General features: G+C 37.1%; 20 protein-coding genes. 8 read left to right on the top strand and 12 right to left on the bottom strand.

All coding sequences use genetic code 11. The features are described from left to right. Positions 1-200: 200 nt before the first annotated feature. The 5 genes from potA to BTO23_RS05055 all read left to right on the top strand — a co-directional run bounded on the left by potA (position 201) and on the right by BTO23_RS05055 (position 5326). Positions 201-1319: a spermidine/putrescine ABC transporter ATP-binding protein PotA gene (gene potA / locus BTO23_RS05075; protein ID WP_061011777.1), complete on the top strand. Its 1119-nt coding sequence runs from the start codon at positions 201-203 to the stop codon at positions 1317-1319. Further along, positions 1303-2160 (top strand): spermidine/putrescine ABC transporter permease PotB, encoded by an 858-nt coding sequence (potB, locus tag BTO23_RS05070; protein ID WP_060990999.1) that lies wholly within the window; start codon positions 1303-1305, stop codon positions 2158-2160. Before potA ends, potB begins: the two co-directional genes overlap by 17 nt. Further along, positions 2160-2930: a spermidine/putrescine ABC transporter permease PotC gene (gene potC / locus BTO23_RS05065; protein WP_060991000.1), complete on the top strand. Its 771-nt coding sequence runs from the start codon at positions 2160-2162 to the stop codon at positions 2928-2930. Before potB ends, potC begins: the two co-directional genes overlap by 1 nt. A 108-nt stretch (positions 2931-3038) precedes the next feature. Next, positions 3039-4073 carry an extracellular solute-binding protein gene (locus BTO23_RS05060; protein WP_060991001.1) on the top strand — a complete coding sequence of 345 codons (1035 nt, stop codon included), beginning with the start codon at positions 3039-3041 and terminating at the stop codon, positions 4071-4073. Positions 4074-4282: 209 nt separating this feature from the next. Further along, on the top strand, positions 4283-5326 hold the full coding sequence (locus tag BTO23_RS05055; protein WP_060991002.1) for an extracellular solute-binding protein: 1044 nt from the start codon (positions 4283-4285) through the stop codon (positions 5324-5326). 95 nt (positions 5327-5421) lie between these two features. Here BTO23_RS05055 and cobB read toward each other — a convergent pair whose 3' ends face one another. Then, a complete protein-coding gene (gene cobB / locus BTO23_RS05050) occupies positions 5422-6135 on the bottom strand; it encodes a Sir2 family NAD+-dependent deacetylase (protein ID WP_061002364.1) in 714 nt (237 codons plus the stop codon). Positions 6136-6299: 164 nt separating this feature from the next. Between cobB and BTO23_RS05045 the strand changes: the two genes are divergently transcribed. Next, a complete protein-coding gene (locus BTO23_RS05045; protein ID WP_105063080.1) occupies positions 6300-7211 on the top strand; it encodes a LysR family transcriptional regulator in 912 nt (303 codons plus the stop codon). A 250-nt stretch (positions 7212-7461) separates the two neighbouring features. Continuing rightward, a complete protein-coding gene (locus tag BTO23_RS05040) occupies positions 7462-8682 on the top strand; it encodes a NupC/NupG family nucleoside CNT transporter (protein WP_061011519.1) in 1221 nt (406 codons plus the stop codon). Between the two features lie 127 nt (positions 8683-8809). Here the strand turns inward: BTO23_RS05040 and BTO23_RS05035 are convergent, their stop codons facing one another. From BTO23_RS05035 to BTO23_RS05005, 7 genes are all read right to left on the bottom strand, one after another. Continuing rightward, positions 8810-9100, bottom strand: coding sequence for a putative quinol monooxygenase (locus BTO23_RS05035; protein WP_060991006.1), 291 nt, complete (start codon positions 9098-9100; stop codon positions 8810-8812). 75 nt (positions 9101-9175) lie between these two features. Further along, the gene (locus BTO23_RS05030; RefSeq protein ID WP_060991007.1) at positions 9176-9487 is read right to left on the bottom strand and encodes a cupin domain-containing protein; all 312 of its coding nucleotides are present in this window, start codon (positions 9485-9487) and stop codon (positions 9176-9178) included. 12 nt (positions 9488-9499) lie between these two features. Beyond that, a complete protein-coding gene (locus BTO23_RS05025) occupies positions 9500-10156 on the bottom strand; it encodes a Qnr family pentapeptide repeat protein (protein WP_105063079.1) in 657 nt (218 codons plus the stop codon). A gap of 234 nt (positions 10157-10390) precedes the next feature. Next, entirely contained in the window at positions 10391-10765 is a 375-nt protein-coding gene (locus BTO23_RS05020; RefSeq protein ID WP_061002373.1) for a hypothetical protein, read from the bottom strand. A 151-nt stretch (positions 10766-10916) separates the two neighbouring features. Further along, entirely contained in the window at positions 10917-11528 is a 612-nt protein-coding gene (locus tag BTO23_RS05015) for a sugar O-acetyltransferase (protein WP_060991010.1), read from the bottom strand. A gap of 44 nt (positions 11529-11572) precedes the next feature. Then, positions 11573-11983 (bottom strand): PACE efflux transporter, encoded by a 411-nt coding sequence (locus BTO23_RS05010; protein WP_060991011.1) that lies wholly within the window; start codon positions 11981-11983, stop codon positions 11573-11575. Between the two features lie 118 nt (positions 11984-12101). Continuing rightward, on the bottom strand, positions 12102-14036 hold the full coding sequence (locus BTO23_RS05005; RefSeq protein ID WP_061011512.1) for a transglycosylase SLT domain-containing protein: 1935 nt from the start codon (positions 14034-14036) through the stop codon (positions 12102-12104). Between the two features lie 267 nt (positions 14037-14303). On the opposite strand from BTO23_RS05005, the gene BTO23_RS05000 reads away from it, so the two are divergent. Then, positions 14304-15611, top strand: a complete 1308-nt coding sequence (locus BTO23_RS05000; RefSeq protein ID WP_105063518.1) for a polysaccharide deacetylase family protein — start codon at positions 14304-14306, stop codon at positions 15609-15611. Positions 15612-15649: 38 nt separating this feature from the next. Here the strand turns inward: BTO23_RS05000 and BTO23_RS04995 are convergent, their stop codons facing one another. The 4 genes from BTO23_RS04995 to BTO23_RS04980 form a co-directional block, all read right to left on the bottom strand. Next, the gene (locus tag BTO23_RS04995) at positions 15650-16051 is read right to left on the bottom strand and encodes a DUF3465 domain-containing protein (RefSeq protein WP_105063078.1); all 402 of its coding nucleotides are present in this window, start codon (positions 16049-16051) and stop codon (positions 15650-15652) included. A gap of 60 nt (positions 16052-16111) precedes the next feature. Further along, positions 16112-16660: a VRR-NUC domain-containing protein gene (locus BTO23_RS04990; RefSeq protein WP_060991014.1), complete on the bottom strand. Its 549-nt coding sequence runs from the start codon at positions 16658-16660 to the stop codon at positions 16112-16114. 388 nt (positions 16661-17048) lie between these two features. After that, entirely contained in the window at positions 17049-17705 is a 657-nt protein-coding gene (locus BTO23_RS04985) for a class I SAM-dependent methyltransferase (protein WP_105063077.1), read from the bottom strand. Positions 17706-17781: 76 nt separating this feature from the next. Further along, positions 17782-19134 (bottom strand): MATE family efflux transporter, encoded by a 1353-nt coding sequence (locus tag BTO23_RS04980; protein WP_060991016.1) that lies wholly within the window; start codon positions 19132-19134, stop codon positions 17782-17784. Between the last annotated feature and the right edge of the window lie 112 nt (positions 19135-19246).

The following is a 19246-nucleotide window of genomic DNA, read 5'->3' as shown; positions in this document are numbered from 1 at the left end:
TTACTGATTTTTGTCTATAATTAAGCTCAACATATATACACTAAGACGCTAAAAAACAAAGGGTTTAAAAAAAAATAGTGTTATCAAATAAAAAACACTTTTAATATCGTAACTTGGGGTCTATTATGCGCCCGAAATCCCATCTTACATTCATAATACTAAGCGCGGTATCACTACCCGAAGGCGGAGATAAAAAGACATTGAACGTTACAGAACAATCCGAAAAAGAAGCCGTTATTAAATTAACTGGCATTTCAAAAAGCTTTGATGGCAAAGAAGTGATCTCTAATTTTGATTTAGATGTTAATCACGGTGAATTTTTAACAATTCTTGGACCATCAGGTTGTGGTAAAACCACAGTGTTACGCATGATCGCAGGTTTTGAAACTGCAGATGCAGGAACAATTTTACTGGATTCGACAGATGTAACGTCAATACCCGCTGAACAGAGGCATGTGAATACTGTATTCCAAAGCTATGCCCTATTCCCACACATGACGGTATTTGAAAACGTTGCGTTTGGTTTACGTATGCAAAACATTCCAAGTAAAGACATTGAGCCAAGAGTAATGGAAGCATTGCAAATGGTACGTCTTGCCCAAATGGCAAATCGTAAACCTCATCAGTTATCTGGTGGCCAACAACAACGTATCGCTATTGCGCGTGCAGTAGTAAATAAGCCTAAGGTTCTATTATTAGATGAATCTTTATCTGCACTTGATTACAAATTACGTAAACAAATGCAAATTGAGCTTAAGCAATTACAACGTCAATTGGGTATTACTTTTATCTTTGTAACACACGACCAAGAAGAAGCCCTTTCGATGTCTGACCGCATTATTGTAATGCGTGATGGTGTTATCGAACAGGATGGTACTCCTCGTGAAATTTACGAAGAACCTAAGAACTTATTTGTTGCGCGCTTTATCGGTGAAATCAATGTGTTTGCAGCTACTGTGCTAGAACGTCTTGATGAAAAACGTATTAAAGCTGAAATCGAAGATACGACAGCTGTTGTTTACTGTGAACTGGATGTGAATCCAGGCGATAAAGTAAAAGTACTACTGCGTCCTGAAGATTTGCGACTTGAAGAAATTAAAGAGTCAGTGACTAAAGGCATCACAGGCTACGTTCGTGAACGTACCTACAAAGGGATGACATTAGATTCTGTACTTGAATTAGATTCAGGAATGCGAGTCATGATCAGTGAGTTCTTTAATGAAGATGATCCAGATGTTGATCATTCTTTAGGTCAAAAAGTAGCAATTACTTGGGTTGAAAGCTGGGAAGTGGTGTTAGCAGATGAACAAGAAGTTTAATCTCCAAAATATCATCATCACAATTATCGTAACTTGGTTACTGCTGTTCGTATTCATTCCTAATGTAATGATTATTGGGACCAGTTTCTTAACTCGTGATGAAGCAAATTTAATTGAAATGACGTTTACGATGGATAACTATCTTCGTCTTTTTGATCCTTTATACGCAAAAGTACTGTGGCACTCATTTTATATGGCCATTGTTGCAACATTAATATGTTTAGTTGTGGGTTACCCATTTGCTTACATTGTTGCAAAAATGCCTGAAAAGTGGCGTCCATTTATGCTGTTTTTAATCATTGTTCCTTTTTGGACTAACTCATTAATCCGTACTTACGGATTAAAAATAGTGTTAGGCACGCAAGGTATTTTGAATAAAAGCCTAATCGCAATGGATATCATTGATAAACCATTACGCATTATGTATACAGAGAGCGCAGTAATGATTGGCTTAGTTTACATTCTATTGCCTTTTATGATTTTGCCACTGTATTCAGCAATTGAAAAACTAGACGGTACTTATCTAGAAGCCGCTCGTGATTTAGGTGCGAACAAACTTCAAACGTTATGGAAAATTGTGCTACCACTAACAATGCCAGGCATTATCGGTGGTTGTCTGTTAGTGCTTCTACCTGCACTTGGAATGTTCTACATTTCGGATCTGCTAGGTGGCGCGAAAAACCTATTAATTGGTAACGTTATTAAAAGTCAGGTTCTTAATGCTCGTGACTGGCCATTTGGCGCAGCAACCAGTATTGCCCTAACCTTAGCAATGGCATTAATGCTGTACGCATACTACCGTGCAGGAAAGTTATTAAATAAAAAGGCGGATCTAGATTAATGGGACGCACAATAAAATTTAGTTTCATGAGTTTGGTATACATCTTCTTATACCTACCAATCATCGTTTTGATCGCAAACTCATTTAACGCAAGCAAATTTGGCATGAAATGGGGTGGCTTCACTACAAAATGGTATGAAGCACTAGTTAACAATGACAGCCTAATGCAAGCCGCTTGGCACTCAATTACTATTGCAGTAATTTCAGGCACAGCAGCAACCATTATTGGTAGTTTAACAGCCGTAGCCCTATTCCGTTATCAGTTTAAGGGAAAGAAATTTGTTAATGGATTATTATTTATCGTAATGATGTCACCAGATATCGTGATGGCAATTTCGTTACTGGCTATTTTCCTTGTAATCGGTTTTGAACTTGGCTTTTTGACACTGTTAATTGCTCACATCACTTTCTGTTTACCATTCGTGGTTGTAACAGTATATAGCCGCTTAAAAGGCTTTGATGTGAAAATGTTAGAGGCAGCACGAGATCTGGGCGCAAGTGAGTGGGTGATTTTAAAACAAATTATCTTACCATTAGCAAAACCTGCAGTTGCTGCGGGTTGGCTTTTAAGCTTTACTCTATCGCTAGATGACGTAATCATCAGCTCATTTGTAACTGGTCCAACGTATGAAATTTTACCACTGAAGATTTATTCAATGGTTAAAGTTGGTATTTCACCAGAAGTGAATGCCCTAGCAACAGTAATGTTAATCGTTTCACTGGCTTTAGTTGTCATTTCACAACTCCTTGCAAGAGAAAAAATTAAGTAACTCTTTCAAAATTTAAAATCAATTGCTTATTGCAAGCAATGAAATCTGGAAGACATGCCTTTTGTTCGACATGTCTTCTTTTTTATCACTCTAATGGAGAGTCAATCAATGAACAAAATGGCTGCGTTTTTTACTGGAACCGCCTGTGCATTAGCACTAACAATGAATGTTGCTAACGCAAAAGAAAATGATGAATTGGTATTCATGAACTGGGGACCATACATCAACAGTGATATCTTAGAAGAATTTACTAAAGAGACTGGTATTAAAGTTATCTACTCTACTTACGAGTCTAACGAAACATTATATGCAAAAATGAAAGCGCATAATAAAGGTTACGATTTAGTTGTACCATCAACTTACTTTGTAGCAAAAATGCGTGACGAAAAAATGCTACAACCAATTGATAAATCGAAAATTTCAAACTTCAATGGTTTAGATACAAACTACTTAGATAAAGCATTCGATCCAAAGAATGAATACTCTATCCCACATGTAGTTGCTATTACAGGTCTTGCTGTAAACACTGAAATGTATAATCCAGATGATTTCGATAGCTGGAGCGACCTTTGGAACCCAGAGTTTGAAGGTCAATTAATGTTAATGGACGATACTCGTGAAGTATTCCACATTGCATTACGCAAACTAGGTTACTCAGGTAACTCAACCAATCCAAAAGAAATTGATGAAGCTTACGCTGAACTACAAAAACTAATGCCAAACGTATTAGTGTTTAACTCAGACAACCCTGCGGCACCATACATGGCTGGTGAAGTTGGTCTTGGTATGCTTTGGAATGGCTCAGCGGCAGCAGCACAAGCTGAAGGCCTACCAATTAAATTGATCTTCCCTAAAGAAGGTGGCATTGGCTGGGTTGATAACTTTGCAATTCCATCTGGTGCGAAAAACGTAGAAGCATCACATAAGATGATCGACTTCTTACTTCGTCCTGAAATCGCAGCACGTATCTCCACAGATACTGGTTATTTAACTGCAGTTAAAGCATCAAATGATAAATTCAAAGATGTTGCCCCACTGTTCCCATCTCAAGAAGATCTTGATCGTGTTGAATGGCAATCTGCAGTTGGTGATATGACAGTGAAATACGAAGAGTATTTCTTGAAACTGAAAGCCGGACAGTAACCTAACCCTTTACTGACCTTAATTAATGGCAGCGTTTACGCTGCCATTTTTATGCCTATAAACTATGTTTACTTATCTCTACTAACCCTTTCTCACTTCAAAAACTAATCTATATCAAGCCCTTGATTTATAAACCCATGAAGTCTGTCTCAAATATTGGTATAATACTCGGCTAATTAATGGAAACCCCTCTGATATAGGAGAAGGAAATGAAAAAGTGGACAACTCTCGTCTCTACAGGACTGTGCGCTGCAGCCTTAATCGCTGGTAATGCACAAGCTGCAGATAAAGAGCTCTATTTTTACAACTGGTCAGAATACATCCCTAATGAAGTACTAGAAGACTTTACCAAAGAAACAGGTATCAAAGTCTATTATTCAACTTATGAGTCTAACGAAAGCATGTACGCTAAGTTAAAAACTCAAGGTTCTGGATACGACCTAGTTGTTCCTTCAACTTACTTTGTGTCTAAAATGCGCAAAGAAGGCATGCTACAAAAGATAGATAAAAGCAAACTGCCACACTTCAAAGATTTAGATCCTAACTATTTGAACAAACCATTCGATCCAAACAACAATTACTCAATTCCTTACATTTGGGGTGCGACAGGTATTGGTGTAAATGCCGATATGATGAATCCAAATGATCTGCATTCTTGGGATGATTTCTGGGATGAAAAATGGGAAGGCCAACTAATGATGATGGATGATTCTCGTGAAGTCTTCCATATTGCATTAACTAAGTTAGGCTACTCAGCAAATACAACCAACCCAGATGAAATCAAAGCAGCATACGAAGAGTTGAAAAAACTGATGCCTAACGTATTAGTATTTAACTCAGATTTCCCTGCAAATCCATACTTAGCTGGTGAAACAAGTGTTGGTATGCTGTGGAATGGCTCTGCTTACATGGCTCGTGAAGAAGGTGCAAACATTCAAATCGTATGGCCAGAAAAAGGCACTATTTTCTGGATGGATAGCCTAGCAATCCCTTCTGGTGCTAAAAATGTCGATGCCGCTCATCAAATGATGGACTTTTTACTTCGTCCTGAAAACGCAGCAAAAATCGCATTAGAAATTGGTTACCCAACGCCAGTTAAATCAGCGTACCCTCTTCTTCCTAAGGCATTTGCAAACGATCCAAACATCTTCCCACCACAAGAAGTCATGGACTCTGGTGAATGGCAAGACGAAGTTGGTGCTGCAAGCTCTCTTTATGATGAATATTTCCAACGTCTAAAAGTAGATATGTAATATCATTTCACTTTTGACTAAGTCTAAATAGAAACAAAAAGCCAATGAATCAAACGACTCATTGGCTTTTTTATTCACAATTTAAATTAGAATAATTAGGCTTCTAATAGCTCAGTAACTAATTCAGGCACTAATTCTCCCGCTTTTCCATAGCGTTTTTCTTCAAACTCATCATCAACCGCACTTGGTTCTAGGTTAATTTCAATCGTATGAGCACCATGCAATCTTGCTTCATGAACAAAGCCAGCAGCAGGATAAACCGAGCCGGAAGTACCAATCGAAATAAACAGATCGGCTTTATTTAACGCATCATGAATACGGCCCATCTCCAACGGCATTTCACCAAACCAGACGACGTGAGGTCGTAACTGTGCAGGGATCTGACAACAGTGACACAAATCACCAGTATGAATATTTTCAGTACACGTAATGACTTGGTTTGACTCTTCACAGCGAATTTTATTCAACTCACCATGCATGTGAATCACATTTACACTGCCACCACGCTCATGTAAATCATCAATATTTTGCGTCACAATTGTAACTGTACCATCGAGTTCTTTTTCAAGTAACGCCAAGGCTTTATGAGCTTTATTTGGTTGAATTTCATCACTTTTTAATAACTCACGGCGCTTATTATAAAAGTCTTGAACTAAATTAGGATCTTTAAAAAAACCTTCTGGGGTCGCCACATCTTCAATGCGATGATTTTCCCAAAGACCATCACTTGCTCGAAATGTTTGAATTCCTGATTCTGCAGAAATCCCTGCGCCAGTTAAAATAACTATGTTTTTATATGGAAATAACATTCAATCATCCTTAACAATCTTTTTCATAGCTAAATTTTACCATGAAAAAACAATGTATTTTTAATAGACAACGTAAAACAAAGGTATAACGCACTTTATTCAATTCCATCGCTCTATTACAATAGCCTAGACCTTTTACTGTTAAACGACCAATAGAGAAACCTATGCTAAAGCAAGCTAAACAAATGATCGTATTCAATGCGCTTACTCAGCAAAAAAGCTTTACTAAGGCAGCTCAGCTTCTTGATATTTCAAGAACACAGGTCAGTTTACAAATTCAACTTCTTGAAGAACGTTTAGGTGTTCAATTAGTTCAGAGAACGACGCGTTCTTTCTCTCTTACAGAAGCCGGTCAATCGTTCGCAGTGCATTGTGCGAATATCGCCGATGAGATTAACGAAGCTGAAAATGAATTACTATCTAACATGAATACATTAAATGGCAAGCTTCGTGTCGGTATCGCTCAATCTTTCGCGACTAATCATATATTGCCCTATCTTTCAGAGCTTCATCAACGCTATCCACAACTGAATATCGAAATAACCTTGTTTGATCATAAGATTGATGTGATTGCAGAGCAATTAGACTTATGGATAGGTGTGATGGAGTCCCCTCCAGAAGGATTTGTTGCAAGGCATCTGATTGATTGTCATTTCGTTCTAGTTGCAAACCCTAGTTATCTAGCAAAACAAGGGATACCGTACCATCCTTATGATCTTAAAAAACACAACTGCCTTACTTATATTAGTCGTGAACGTAAGGACAATGTGTGGGGGTTTCATAAAGGAGAAGAGGATCTACAAATCAAAGTGACCGGTAATTATCGAATCGATTCTGCCGACGCTATTCGTAACGCCACGATTGCAGGTAACGGTATTGGCTATATTGCAACTTATCTTCTATCAGATGAATTGCGAACAGGCAAACTGGTTCAACTCTTACCTGATTGGAAATTAAATCAATCAATGCCTTTATACGCCATTTATCCTCGACGTAAGTTTCTACCTAAAAAAGTGCATATTTTTATGGCGTTTGTTCGTCAGCACATTAATTCAGACAAGATTGATAATATATAATAGAGCACCCACCACTACAAATTAGGGATAATGATATTCAATAGCACACTTAATTATCCCATATAGTAACAACTGACTCTCCCATATGTGATAAACCTCTCAAATATGCATTTATTGATGAATAGATAAACGATTGCTTCATTTTTTGTTATCGTAATGTAGAATCAATAACAATTTGATCCTTGTCACACTTTTATTTTTGACTAGAATACCCCCGCAATCATTAACTAAATACTATTGGAGTTTGACCTTGAACTTTTTGGTCAGTATTTTAGGCATTGTTTGCCTATTCGCGATTGCCTTTCTCTTTTCTGAAAACCGACAAGCCATCAAATGGCGCACTGTATTAGGCGCGTTCCTAATTCAGTTACTATTTGCCGGATTCATTCTTTATGTGCCAATTGGCCAAACTATCCTTAATAGTATCTCTACTGCCGTCTCTGATATTATCGCTTATGGACGTGTAGGCACCGAATTCCTTTTTGGTGATTTAGCTCAATATAAATTAGGCTTTATTTTTGCCGTCAACGTTTTGCCTACCATCGTTTTCTTTTCAGCCTTAATCTCTGTTCTTTACTACCTAGGTATAATGGGATGGATCATTAAAATTATTGGTGGCGGTTTACAACGTTTTCTTGGTACAACTCGCACAGAGTCCATGTCAGCTACGGCAAATATATTTGTAGGTTCGGTTGAAGCACCTTTAGTCGTCCGACCTTTCCTTGCTAAAATGTCACGTTCTGAATTGTTTGCCGTTATGGTTGGTGGTTTAGCATCTGTAGCTGGCGGCACAATGGTAGGTTACGCGGGTTTAGGCGTTGAGTTACGTTATTTAATCGCTGCAAGCTTTATGTCTGCCCCTGCTGGTTTGATGATGGCAAAACTCATTGTTCCGCAAACGGAAGAAATTAACGAAGCTGATCAATATGAAGATGACGATGTTGATGACGCCCCTGTCAATATCATTGATGCCGCATCACAAGGCGCATTAAATGGCTTACAAATTGTCTTTGCCGTAGGTGCTAGTTTATTAGCTATTATCAGCTTAATTGCCCTAGTTAATGGTGGGTTACATAAAGTCGGCTTATTGGTTGGTTTTGATAATTTAAGCTTAGATCTTATTTTTGGTTACTTATTTGCTCCTATCGCATGGTTAATCGGTGTTCCATGGTCAGAAGCGACTGTTGCTGCAAGTTTAATTGGTAAGAAAATCGCAATTAACGAATTTGTTGCCTTTGCAGACTTAATGGCAGTTAAAGACCAATTAAGTGAGCATTCTCAAGCTATTGTTACCTTTGCTTTATGTGGCTTTGCAAACTTAACCTCTATTGCCATGCTAATGGGTGGATTAGGTGGTGTCGTTCCAAGCCGTCGCCCAGACATTGCCCGCTTAGGTATGAAAGCTATCTTTGCTGCAACATTAGCAAACTTAATGAGCGCAACTGTTGCTGGTATCTTCCTTTCCTTCTAAAAGAATCGATAGTGATATGATACATCAGATATAAAAAAGCCACTCATGATAATACGTGAGTGGCTTTTTAATCATAACTTTCTTAATAACTTGTTATATCTAAAAAAGTTTAATAATTTATCGTCAACTAAAGCTTCGTCATACGATTAAGAACAAATGAGGCGATGGAACCGTCTACTGCTTTTACATACTCAGCAATATGAGCAGAATTTAAATGGTCTTGTAAAAGCACTTCGCTCTCCCATTGCTCATGGAATACAAATACACACGGGTTGTCATTATCTTGATGTAAATCATACTGAATACAACCAACTTCTTTGCGTGTCGGTTCAAGCAGTTTAAGCATTTCAGCCTTAACCAATTCAGCTTTACCTTCTTGTGCTTCAATTCTTGCCACAATAGTTAGTGTCTGTGTCATTTTATTTGTTCCGTTCTATGAATAGAGAAGACAGAGTAAACGATTAAAAGCCCAAATGTAAGAATCTTCACTTACTCAATAGAAGACCGCTAACCAAATAGTTAAATTATCAGGATCTGTTTTACTCACTTTATGTTTTTGATGTGCAGGGATAGTTAAGTAATCCCCCTTACATAGGGTTTTCTCTGTTCCATCTTTAAATACAATCGTACCAAAACCTTCAAGCACTAAAACCCATTCATTTTCATCTTGATCATACCAACCCGAATCAGGCGAACTTTGACCTGACGATACTATTCTCTCTATACGCACTGAATGACTTGTCACTAGATCAGTAAATACCTCATTACTTAGCTCAGTAGGAAGGTTCGTAAACAAATTACTCATCACACTCACCTATTAATCAGGTAAAATAACCAAACCTAATGGTTCTAATAACTGCTCTTGTTGCCAACCACAAATTTTAACGCCGGTTAAATCAACCCTACGAGGATCTAAGCCTTCTAATTCACAGTGGCACAAATTAGCATCTTGCATTCTAAATTGATCCCAAGCGTCTTCTGAGAAAGAACCACGAGAAAGATCAGACCCTTTTAATGACGTCCCTTGTAGGTTTGCACCATTCCATTTATTTTCAAATAAATCACACTTTTCAATACATAAACGTTCAAAATTAGCGTAAGACAAATTACAACCAGTGATATAAACAGAACAAAAATACATTTGGTGACTGATTTGATTTACAAAATTCGCTTGCAGGAAGTTCGCCCCTTTCAGATCACAATCTCTAAACTCGGCACCAAATCCATTCGCTCCTTTAAAATTAGCCATTGTTAAACGACAATTTTTAAATGAAACATCTCGTAAATCACTGTAGTCAAAGTGGCAACCTTCAATTGCACCCTGCTCAATAAAGGAACAGTCTACAAATCTAGCATCTCTTAAATTTGCTCGACTAAAATTACAGCAATAAAACTTACATCCTTCATAATATGATTCACTTAAATCTTGGCGTGAAAAATCTACTTTATTAAATACTTCATTATATGTAGCCATGTTTTGCCTCTTTACGTTTTATAAAAGAAGACTATCAGTATCCATAATAAATACCAATAAATATAAACCCTTTAAAAACATAAACTTAAAATCATGCAAAATAGCTATTTTAAGGACCTAAACAAAGCCTCTCGTAAACAATAATCAAATTAAAAGCCGAGAATGATAATAAAAAAGCTTTAAACGGCTAAAGCCAATAGAGGCATTATTGAATAACCAAGCTTGTCTCGAACATTACACGAGTATTTTACTTTTTGAACGGATAAACACGGAAACTTGATTACTACGTGGAAGATTCATCCTCATAATATTTTCACAGCAACGCATTAATATTTGATGGGCTTTTTCTTCCAATTCATCATGACTATCTAGTGATGAAAATGATATACACAGATCCATTTTATGGGCATATTGCAAAATATCTGGAGATTGGGTTGAATTAAAAATAACATCTTCACAAGCTTTAGCTTGGCTATCAACTATCCATTTCTTTACTAAGATCGCCTGAGCTGCATTACTTAATGTTATTGCGCTTACAAAGTCTTTCTGCTCAAAGTAAAGATCAATGGCCCTATTTAATTGATGTAATGCAATTGATACATTATCCATAAGTTACCTCCTTGTCTGTTGATAAAATCAGCTCGAATTCCAAAAACAAGCTTCTCTATTAAGAGTTTAGATAACTTTGCGAACACAAAATGCTATCACGATCACTAATATATTTTTTTGTTCAAAAAAAGAACAATTGTTAATTCTATCGTTAATTATTATCTGCCATTAATGGGCGCCACATCTCATCTAATTCTTCATCTGTCGGCATTTCACTGTGAGAAATTGACTTAATTACACGACAAGGGTTACCAACGGCAACACAATCAGAAGGAATATCTTTGGTTATAATACTGCCTGCTCCAATAATGCTTCTATCACCAATGGTTACACCATCTAAAATTACGCTATTCGCACCTATCCATACATTATTACCAATAGTAATAGGGTTTCCTGTCGCGATAGGAAGTACGCGTTCAGCAAGATTAAAGGGGTGCCCTGCAGTGCTAATGACTACATTAGGACCAATTTGAACGTATTCACCAATAATGACGGGGGCGAGATCAAGGATCGTGACGCCTGTATTTAAGAACCCTCCTTGTTTAAAGTGAATATTTTTCCCCATATCACAATAAAATGGAGGGATAATAGTCACGCCCTGACAACCACCTAAAAGACGATGTAGTAATTCTTGTCTCAATACCTCTTGTGAAGGCCGACTGTGATTAAAATCATACAGCATTTCTTTTACTTGATTCTGAAATGCCATAAGCTCACGATTAATAGGGATATGCACAGTAAAATCTGACAATTTATTGCTCATTTTCATTCCTTTTTTAAATGGCACACCCTATTTACTAGCCTAGATTACACGCTAATAGGGAAGGTTTTATCATAAGCTAGGTTATATACATATGCATAAAACAAATAGAACACGACGAGACCGATATCAAGAATAAACGCTTCGATTAAGCTGATACTTAAAAACCAAGCTATGGCAGGAATAGTTAAAATAAGTAATCCACCTTCAAACCCTAAACTGTGCACTACACGATTCAAGGTCGTTTTTACCGTGTTTCCTGTTTTTCTTATCATGTATTTATCAAACAAAATGTTATAAACATAATTCCAACCTGTCGCCACCACCGAAAAGACGACTCCCATAATACCAACATGGCCCATTTCAAAGCCAAATTGGCTCAACAGACCCACAATCAATAACAAACCGATTAATTCAAATAATATAGCGTGACGGATACGATCAAAACGAGTTCTCATTATATAACTCCAAACGTTAATGTTAGCGCTATTATATAAATAAAAACCGATAGAAAAAGTTAGTTACCATCTGTTACTTAGATGGTAACAACACAAGAAAGTGACACTGTAATGAAAATTACAATGAAGGAGTCCATTTCAATTCAGAAGCGGTAAGAAAATCGCCTTCTATCTTTAATAAATCTCGGTAATACATCTCAAACATTAAAATATTCTTTACATAGACACGAGTTTCTTTAAAAGAAATAGATTCAATATAACCAAAGATATCAATCTCATTGCTTGCTTGTCGTCGCCATACTGCCACCATAGTAGGCCCTGCATTATAGGCCGCAAAAGCAAGAGCCCTATTTTGATCATAATGACGAAGTAAGTGACCTAAATATTTACTACCTATCTCAACATTCTTATTGGGATTGAAAAGCATAGAACGCTTTTTATACTCTAAATTATATTTATCTGCCACGTAAGCCGCAGTACTCGGTAATACTTGCATTAAGCCTAATGCCCCTACTGGAGAATGAGCTGACGGATCAAACCCACTTTCTTGTCGAGTTAAAGACAACAAGGTAACCATATTAACCTTATGCTTCTTACTATAACGTTTAAACAGAGCTTGATAACGAACAGGAAAACGTAATTCAATATAATCCCATAACTCTCCAACCAACGTTGCATCATGAGCGAAAGCATTCCAATTCTGTGCTACTGCATAACGGGTCAATAATGCTTTATCCCGCTTATCTACTCTAGAAATTAAATGGCGCCATTGGCTTTTTGCCGCTGCTTCTTTTCCTAAATCAAGTAATTCATTAACTCGTTCTATATCAGGAAGAAAAGGAGATAATTTATCGGTATCCAAATCAACGCTAGAAATCGGGTACTTAACCATTCTATTTAGGGTGATTGCCGCTGCAACACTATAGAAGTGACGATCTCCAGCAATACGCTTTAATCTTGCTTCTCCATTCTCTTTCTCCCCAAGAGATATTTCACTGCGTCCCAACCAATATTGCCAACGATAACTTGCTTGCTCTTCTTCTGAAAGACGTATAACCCAATGTTGAATGTCTTTCCATTCAGTCTTTCGTATTGCTAAACGTATTCTTTGTTCTAATGCTTGGTCATTAGTTGATTGATCAAAGGTACTATCTCGCCATTGAATTATTTCTTCATCCTTTATATCTAAAAGTCGCACAGCGGCATATTCTAAGCTAGGTTGAAACTCATTAATACTAAATGAGAAATGATCATTTAAAAACACAGAAGCCTCATGGGCTTTATCAATGTCATACCGAGCTAAATGCCGAAACATCACCTGAGCATAGTCACGAGTAAATAGAGAATCTTCTTTTGTTTCAAACGTCATTATTAGTTTGTCTGGTTGCTTATATAAACGAAGCATTTCAGAAAGAAGATCTTTCATCTCTTCGTTAGACACAAGTTTACGAAGGTAGGTAATAAGACGAGGATTTTTGCTTTGAACAGCTAACAACGCACGCTGAAATATCACCTCATCCGTTCTCTCTCCAGCCTTGTCCCAATACGAGAAAAGTCCATTGCAGGCATTAGAGACACTTTCACCATTTAACCAAAGCTTTTTTGCTCCGCTAAATGCCATTTCTTTATTATCTTGATGATAAAAAGCAGTGTAATACCAACATTGATAATCTTGATCTCTAGGAGGTGTCGTTTGGTAATCTAATAGTGACTTCCAATTCTTAGAAGCAATCATTGCATTAAGGTAGTCAGCTCTTATAGATACCGAGAAAGGATAATCAGAATAATGTAAAGAAAATTGGTTAACCTGTTCTGGGGTCTTATTGGTGATATCAAATAAAAAAGCGCGATAATCCGTATACGCGGCTAAAGCATAGTTATCAATATCTGCACGTTTTCTGTTATAAACCGAAATATCACTCTTATTAAATCCTTGTTGAATCGCATCATAGGCATAACGATTTAACCACAGCTCTGAGACGGCAAAGGCACTCGAACTGCCAAGCACTCCGATAAATACCACAAACCAATTAACCTTAATCATCAAACGCATTGAAAGTCCTTTTTCATACATGCATAGATTGAGTTTGGTTCAGTTATATCAAATTATCTAGTCGACTGTCGTTCCATTTTTGAAAATCTCATTGTGTAATTGTTCTTTCTTTTAATTACACCCCATAGTGAATAACGTCGCAGATTTACATGCGGATATATAAAGCCCCGACTCATTATTTGTTTTGTCATCACCTCTTACTACACTCCTTTTTCATTTTAAAAAGGAATTTGTAAAGTGACAAAATCAACAATAATCAAGATTTCAATGCTTAGTTGCGTATTCGTCTTTAATTCACTACCAATACAGGCTTCTCCTATCGTTAGTGATAACGTTCCTCCCTCATCAAAATCACCTATTCCATTATCAGAAACACCTATGTTTATTAGTTTAGGGTTTGATGACAATGTAGAGTCTGATGGGTTGATATGGGTAATGAACCAATTAGCGGATACAACCAACCCAATAGGAAATGATAAATACGCCGAACAACCATTATCAGCGTCTTTCTTTATGCATTGCGAACCAGCAAGAGGCAAGGAAGAAATAAAGTCACTATGGCGACAACTTGTCATCACAGGTCACGATATAGGTAACCACACAGAAACTCATCCTGACGATAAGGTTAATTATAACCCTCTTCAATCATGGATGACTTCAGAGCAATGGCAGCAAGAAGTGGAGAGCTGTAACTCTTGGTTAAAACAGTCGATTAAAAATGGAGGCATTGGGGTAAAAAACGTTTCTGGATTCCGATCTCCATATATGACGTATAACGACAATACGCTTAAAGCAATCGTAAATGAGAAAATTCGTTATGATGTCAGCTTTCCAGCAGGAATTACTTCAGAACAAAATGGCCTTAACAATTATTGGCCGTTTACTTTAGATAACGGCAGTCCATCACATAATCAAGCCGTAAACGGTTGGTGGAAGCCGAGTATTAATAACTACCCTGGTCTATGGGAGATCCCTTTACACACATTAATTGTTCCGCCAGACAACGAACTAGAAAAATATGGATTAAATTATTCACTCAGAGACAAAATAGCGAGTCGTATTGGCTATTTTGACCCTACCTCAGGCAAAGGAGATAATTTTGACTGGAACCTCTATACCACGCCAAACTGGGGGGCGGCTGGTCTTAATGAAAATGATGTAGTTGCCATATATAGCTACAATCTAGACCTTCGCTTAAAAGGCAACAGAGCACCACTTGTTCTTGGGCTACATTCTGCTTTTTATGGTTACATAAATGGAAAAGAGCATGTTGGCATGCCAGAAACAACCGTTAAGAGCCGTCAAAATGTATTAAAACGGTTTATCACATATGCACTAACAAAACCAGAAGTAAGGTTTGTAAACCACAAGCAGATCATTGATTGGATGGTTTCTCCTGAGCCATTAACATTATGCCCGCAAAAAGAATGGCAAGTGCATGATGTTTACCAAAAAGGCAATACGGTCACTTACCAAGAAAAAATGTGGCAAGCTCAATGGTGGACACAGTTAGAAATCCCCGGGCTCGTAGAAAACTCACCATGGAAAATAATTAAAACTTGCACACCCTTATAATGAAAATCCCCTTCTGTTTAGGAAGGGGATTTAAATTTCTATTCGTAAGTACGTCCGTTGTGCTTTAACCATCCATGAGTATGACGATTTCCTGGGTCAAGATGAGTCCAATGTACGACGCCGCCTTTATTTGAATATTCATATTCACCATAAAACTTAACAGTATCGCCTTTTTTTAAGTTTGGAATTCTCGGTGCTAAGTCAATATTATGCGCAATCAAAATGGTTAAGCGATTATCTAAACGAAGTATAAACTTTTGATGTCTTGAACCTTTATTATCATCCGGTAACACTCGAATAACCTCTCCCACGCCCTCAACTTGAACATCACTACGATGAGAATCAAAAGCACGCTTCACGTCAGCGTTACTTGCCCACACTGAAGATGAAAACAGACCTAGAAAAAATAAGAAACTGACTAATATACGTTTGACCATAATGGACTCTATTACCTACTGCTTAATAAGCATATTAAAAATTCGAGTTAATATATAAAAGAATTACACACCAAGTGGGTTTGGAAACTGAACTACCTTGATATCGTAACTTTTGGGAATATAAGGGTTGCGCTCTTCTGCAAGATAAGCGACTTCTACATCGCATTCTAATACTGATTTAATGTTTGATAAACAGATTAACTCAGCGTCTGAAAGAAATTCATTCTCTTTTTTTACCACTACAAACAGTATCGAACCGTCAAGTTTATATAAAAATAAATCAGGCTCACCTGAGGTTAATCCTGTTCGTAACCCTTTAAAGAGTGATAGCTTATTTGGATTGATGTACTGAGCAAGTAAGATTCGGCCTTCTGTATACAATGGATTATCAAGTTCCCAATTACCAAGCGCATAAAACGCCGTACCTAACCACCCCTGTTTCATGTATTGAGATAACCCAAAATACGCACCAAAATACTCATTAGGTTGTTGCTCAACCTCTGTCGGGATAAGTAAACTAGAAGGTAACCAGTTTTCTTTCTTCCCTTTTTTCCAACCATCAAGTAATCGTTGAGGATACGTAAATACCGTCTCTTTAATCGTGTGAATCATCATAAATTCCTTTTATAAACACAACAATGTAATCAAACTTGTAACGAAGTAGCATTAACTCAGAATATTTTCACTTGGTGTGAGTTATCACAGAGTAGATAAACTCATTTTTTTGAATCTTCGTATTCTTGGTATTTCTTTTCTATCCAGCGATGTAAATGTTGTCCCGTATTCTTTTTTATCATGTAGGCGATAAAAGCGAGTAATATTAAGCCTATTACTATTCCCATTACATCCCTTTGATTTAAAACATTTAACATAGAGATAAATTACCACGAATCTAGGGCACAATTTGTGAACTTATTTGAATATCTAGAATGAAAAAGAGATGTTTGAAAGGAAACACTCAACACAGTAAATGCTGAGTGCAGAACAAAAGATATCTTTGCTATTTTTTTCGAGCAGAAAATAGAGCGACGCAACCAATAACGTCTATTTTTACATCAACAAAATTGTCGTTTAATGCCGCTTCTAGTGCATGAACGTCATCGCCTTCATTAGTAAAAATGCCCTTCTTGTTATAGACACTCATTAATTTACTCGCAAATGCATTCTTTGGAACCCCTTGGCCTAGAATAGTACTGCCAAATAACACCCCACCATCATTTAACACTTCATGTAAATGCGTAAAAATAACGCTTTTTTCAGACAAATCACCAGGTAAACAATGTAGTAAATAATTGATACTAATTGAATCAAATTTCTCACATTTAAACTCTAAAGGCTCTAATATATTTCTGCGATACACTTCTGGATTAAAATGCTGAATTGCCGTTGCTGTTGATTCAAGACTATTTTCATTCAGATCAACTAAGGCTATGCGTCTCTCTATTTGCGATAAATAATTTTTTAAGTAATAGCCAGTACCAACCCCTATATCTAAATGATTCTTTGATGCAAGTTCAATAAACTGTTGGCTAATCAATTTCGTTGGGCACTTCCATAAGTAATGGTTTGAAAAACCTAATACCCATAAATCATAGATCGAGAGTACTTTTTTGGAATACACCGCTTGCCCAGCAAACGTCGCTGAATCTTTATTCATTATTTGTACCCGAGACTGTTTTATATAAAAGAGCCCGAATTTACCTTAAATACACCAACTAACAAATCTTACCAGACTAATTCACACTGTGAATGGTATGGTTTCTTATATCTCCATGACGGCGAATAGCAATCATTAAATGTATTAATAAAAGTACCCCAGTCACTCCTAGACCAACACCAATACCAGCCCAAATACCGGCTAAACCAAATAAAGGCATTAAGAACCATGCTGCAGGTAAACCAAACAGCCAGTAACCAATAGCAGTCATTAATGTTGGCATAGAGACTATTTTCATGCCTCGCAATAAGTTAATCGCTAGCAATTGCCATGCATCGACAATAAAACACAAAGCAACAACCCAAATTACGGAAGACAATAATGTCGACATATTATTCGTTCCATCATCAAGTTGGAACAAGTCAGCAATCATATTAGGCCAAAGAATGAAAACGGCAGATAAAAAAACACTAATAGCAGTCACAAGCAAGAAGCTATGTAATGACGTTTTCTTTATACCTGCGTAATTTTCCGAACCAAAGTCACGCCCTACTAAAATGGCGGCGGCTTGAGAAAATCCAAAATTGAAGTTCCAAGTAAAACTTAAACACTGCAATAGAATTTGATGTAACGCCAACGAAGCAATACTGATCGTACCTGCCATTAATGTACCGCCATAAATCAATCCATGCTCAAGCAGCGCCGCTAAACCAATAGGTAATCCCATCATTAATAAAGGCGTCATTAATTTAAACGAATACTCATTTCTATTAAGCCATGGTGCAAATGCATAGTATTCAGATTGTTTAAATACCCAAGAACCATAACCAATCATCACAACAAAGGCTGATATTGCCGTTCCTAACCCTAAACCAGTAAGACCCATATCAAATTGAAACGTTAAGACATAACTTATCGGAACATTTAAAATCACAGTAATAACAGACATCACCATAATCGATCTAACATTACCCAATGCACTGGTTAGGCCACGCAGTACCAGTAATATGAATGATGGGAACATAACCCATTTCAAAGCGTGAACGTATTCCATCGCCAAAGTAATCATCTCTTCTGGTTGATTCGCTGCTCTTAATACTACTGGTGCATACGAAAAAAGAAGCATAAGAACAATACTTAATAGCACAGACAGTAATACTGCCCCTTTAACCGCTAAACGGATCTGTTGATTTCCATAATCAGGTCTTGCTAAACGCTGCCCATAAGCAATCGCGATTAAGTTAGCGACACAGCCAACGGTGCTACTACCGATAATAAAAATAAAAAAATAGATTGAAGCGCCCAGACCACCACCTGCCAATGCAGAAACACTTAACCGCGACATCATCCAAACATCAGTCAACACCAATGCCATAGAAATAAGTTGTGAGATGATGAGTGGGAATGCGAGTGACAGTATTTTTTTCATAAAAAGAGAATTCTTATATTAATTAAACCAAGGTATCAATAAGCCAAAGTTAAAGGGTTAGAGACTGGTATTCAATTGATATATCCGTCACACTGGCATTCCAAAAACTCAT

This window comes from Aliivibrio sifiae (assembly GCF_002954715.1).
Taxonomy (GTDB): domain Bacteria; phylum Pseudomonadota; class Gammaproteobacteria; order Enterobacterales; family Vibrionaceae; genus Aliivibrio; species Aliivibrio sifiae.
This window is presented reverse-complemented; position numbering and strand designations above follow the sequence as displayed.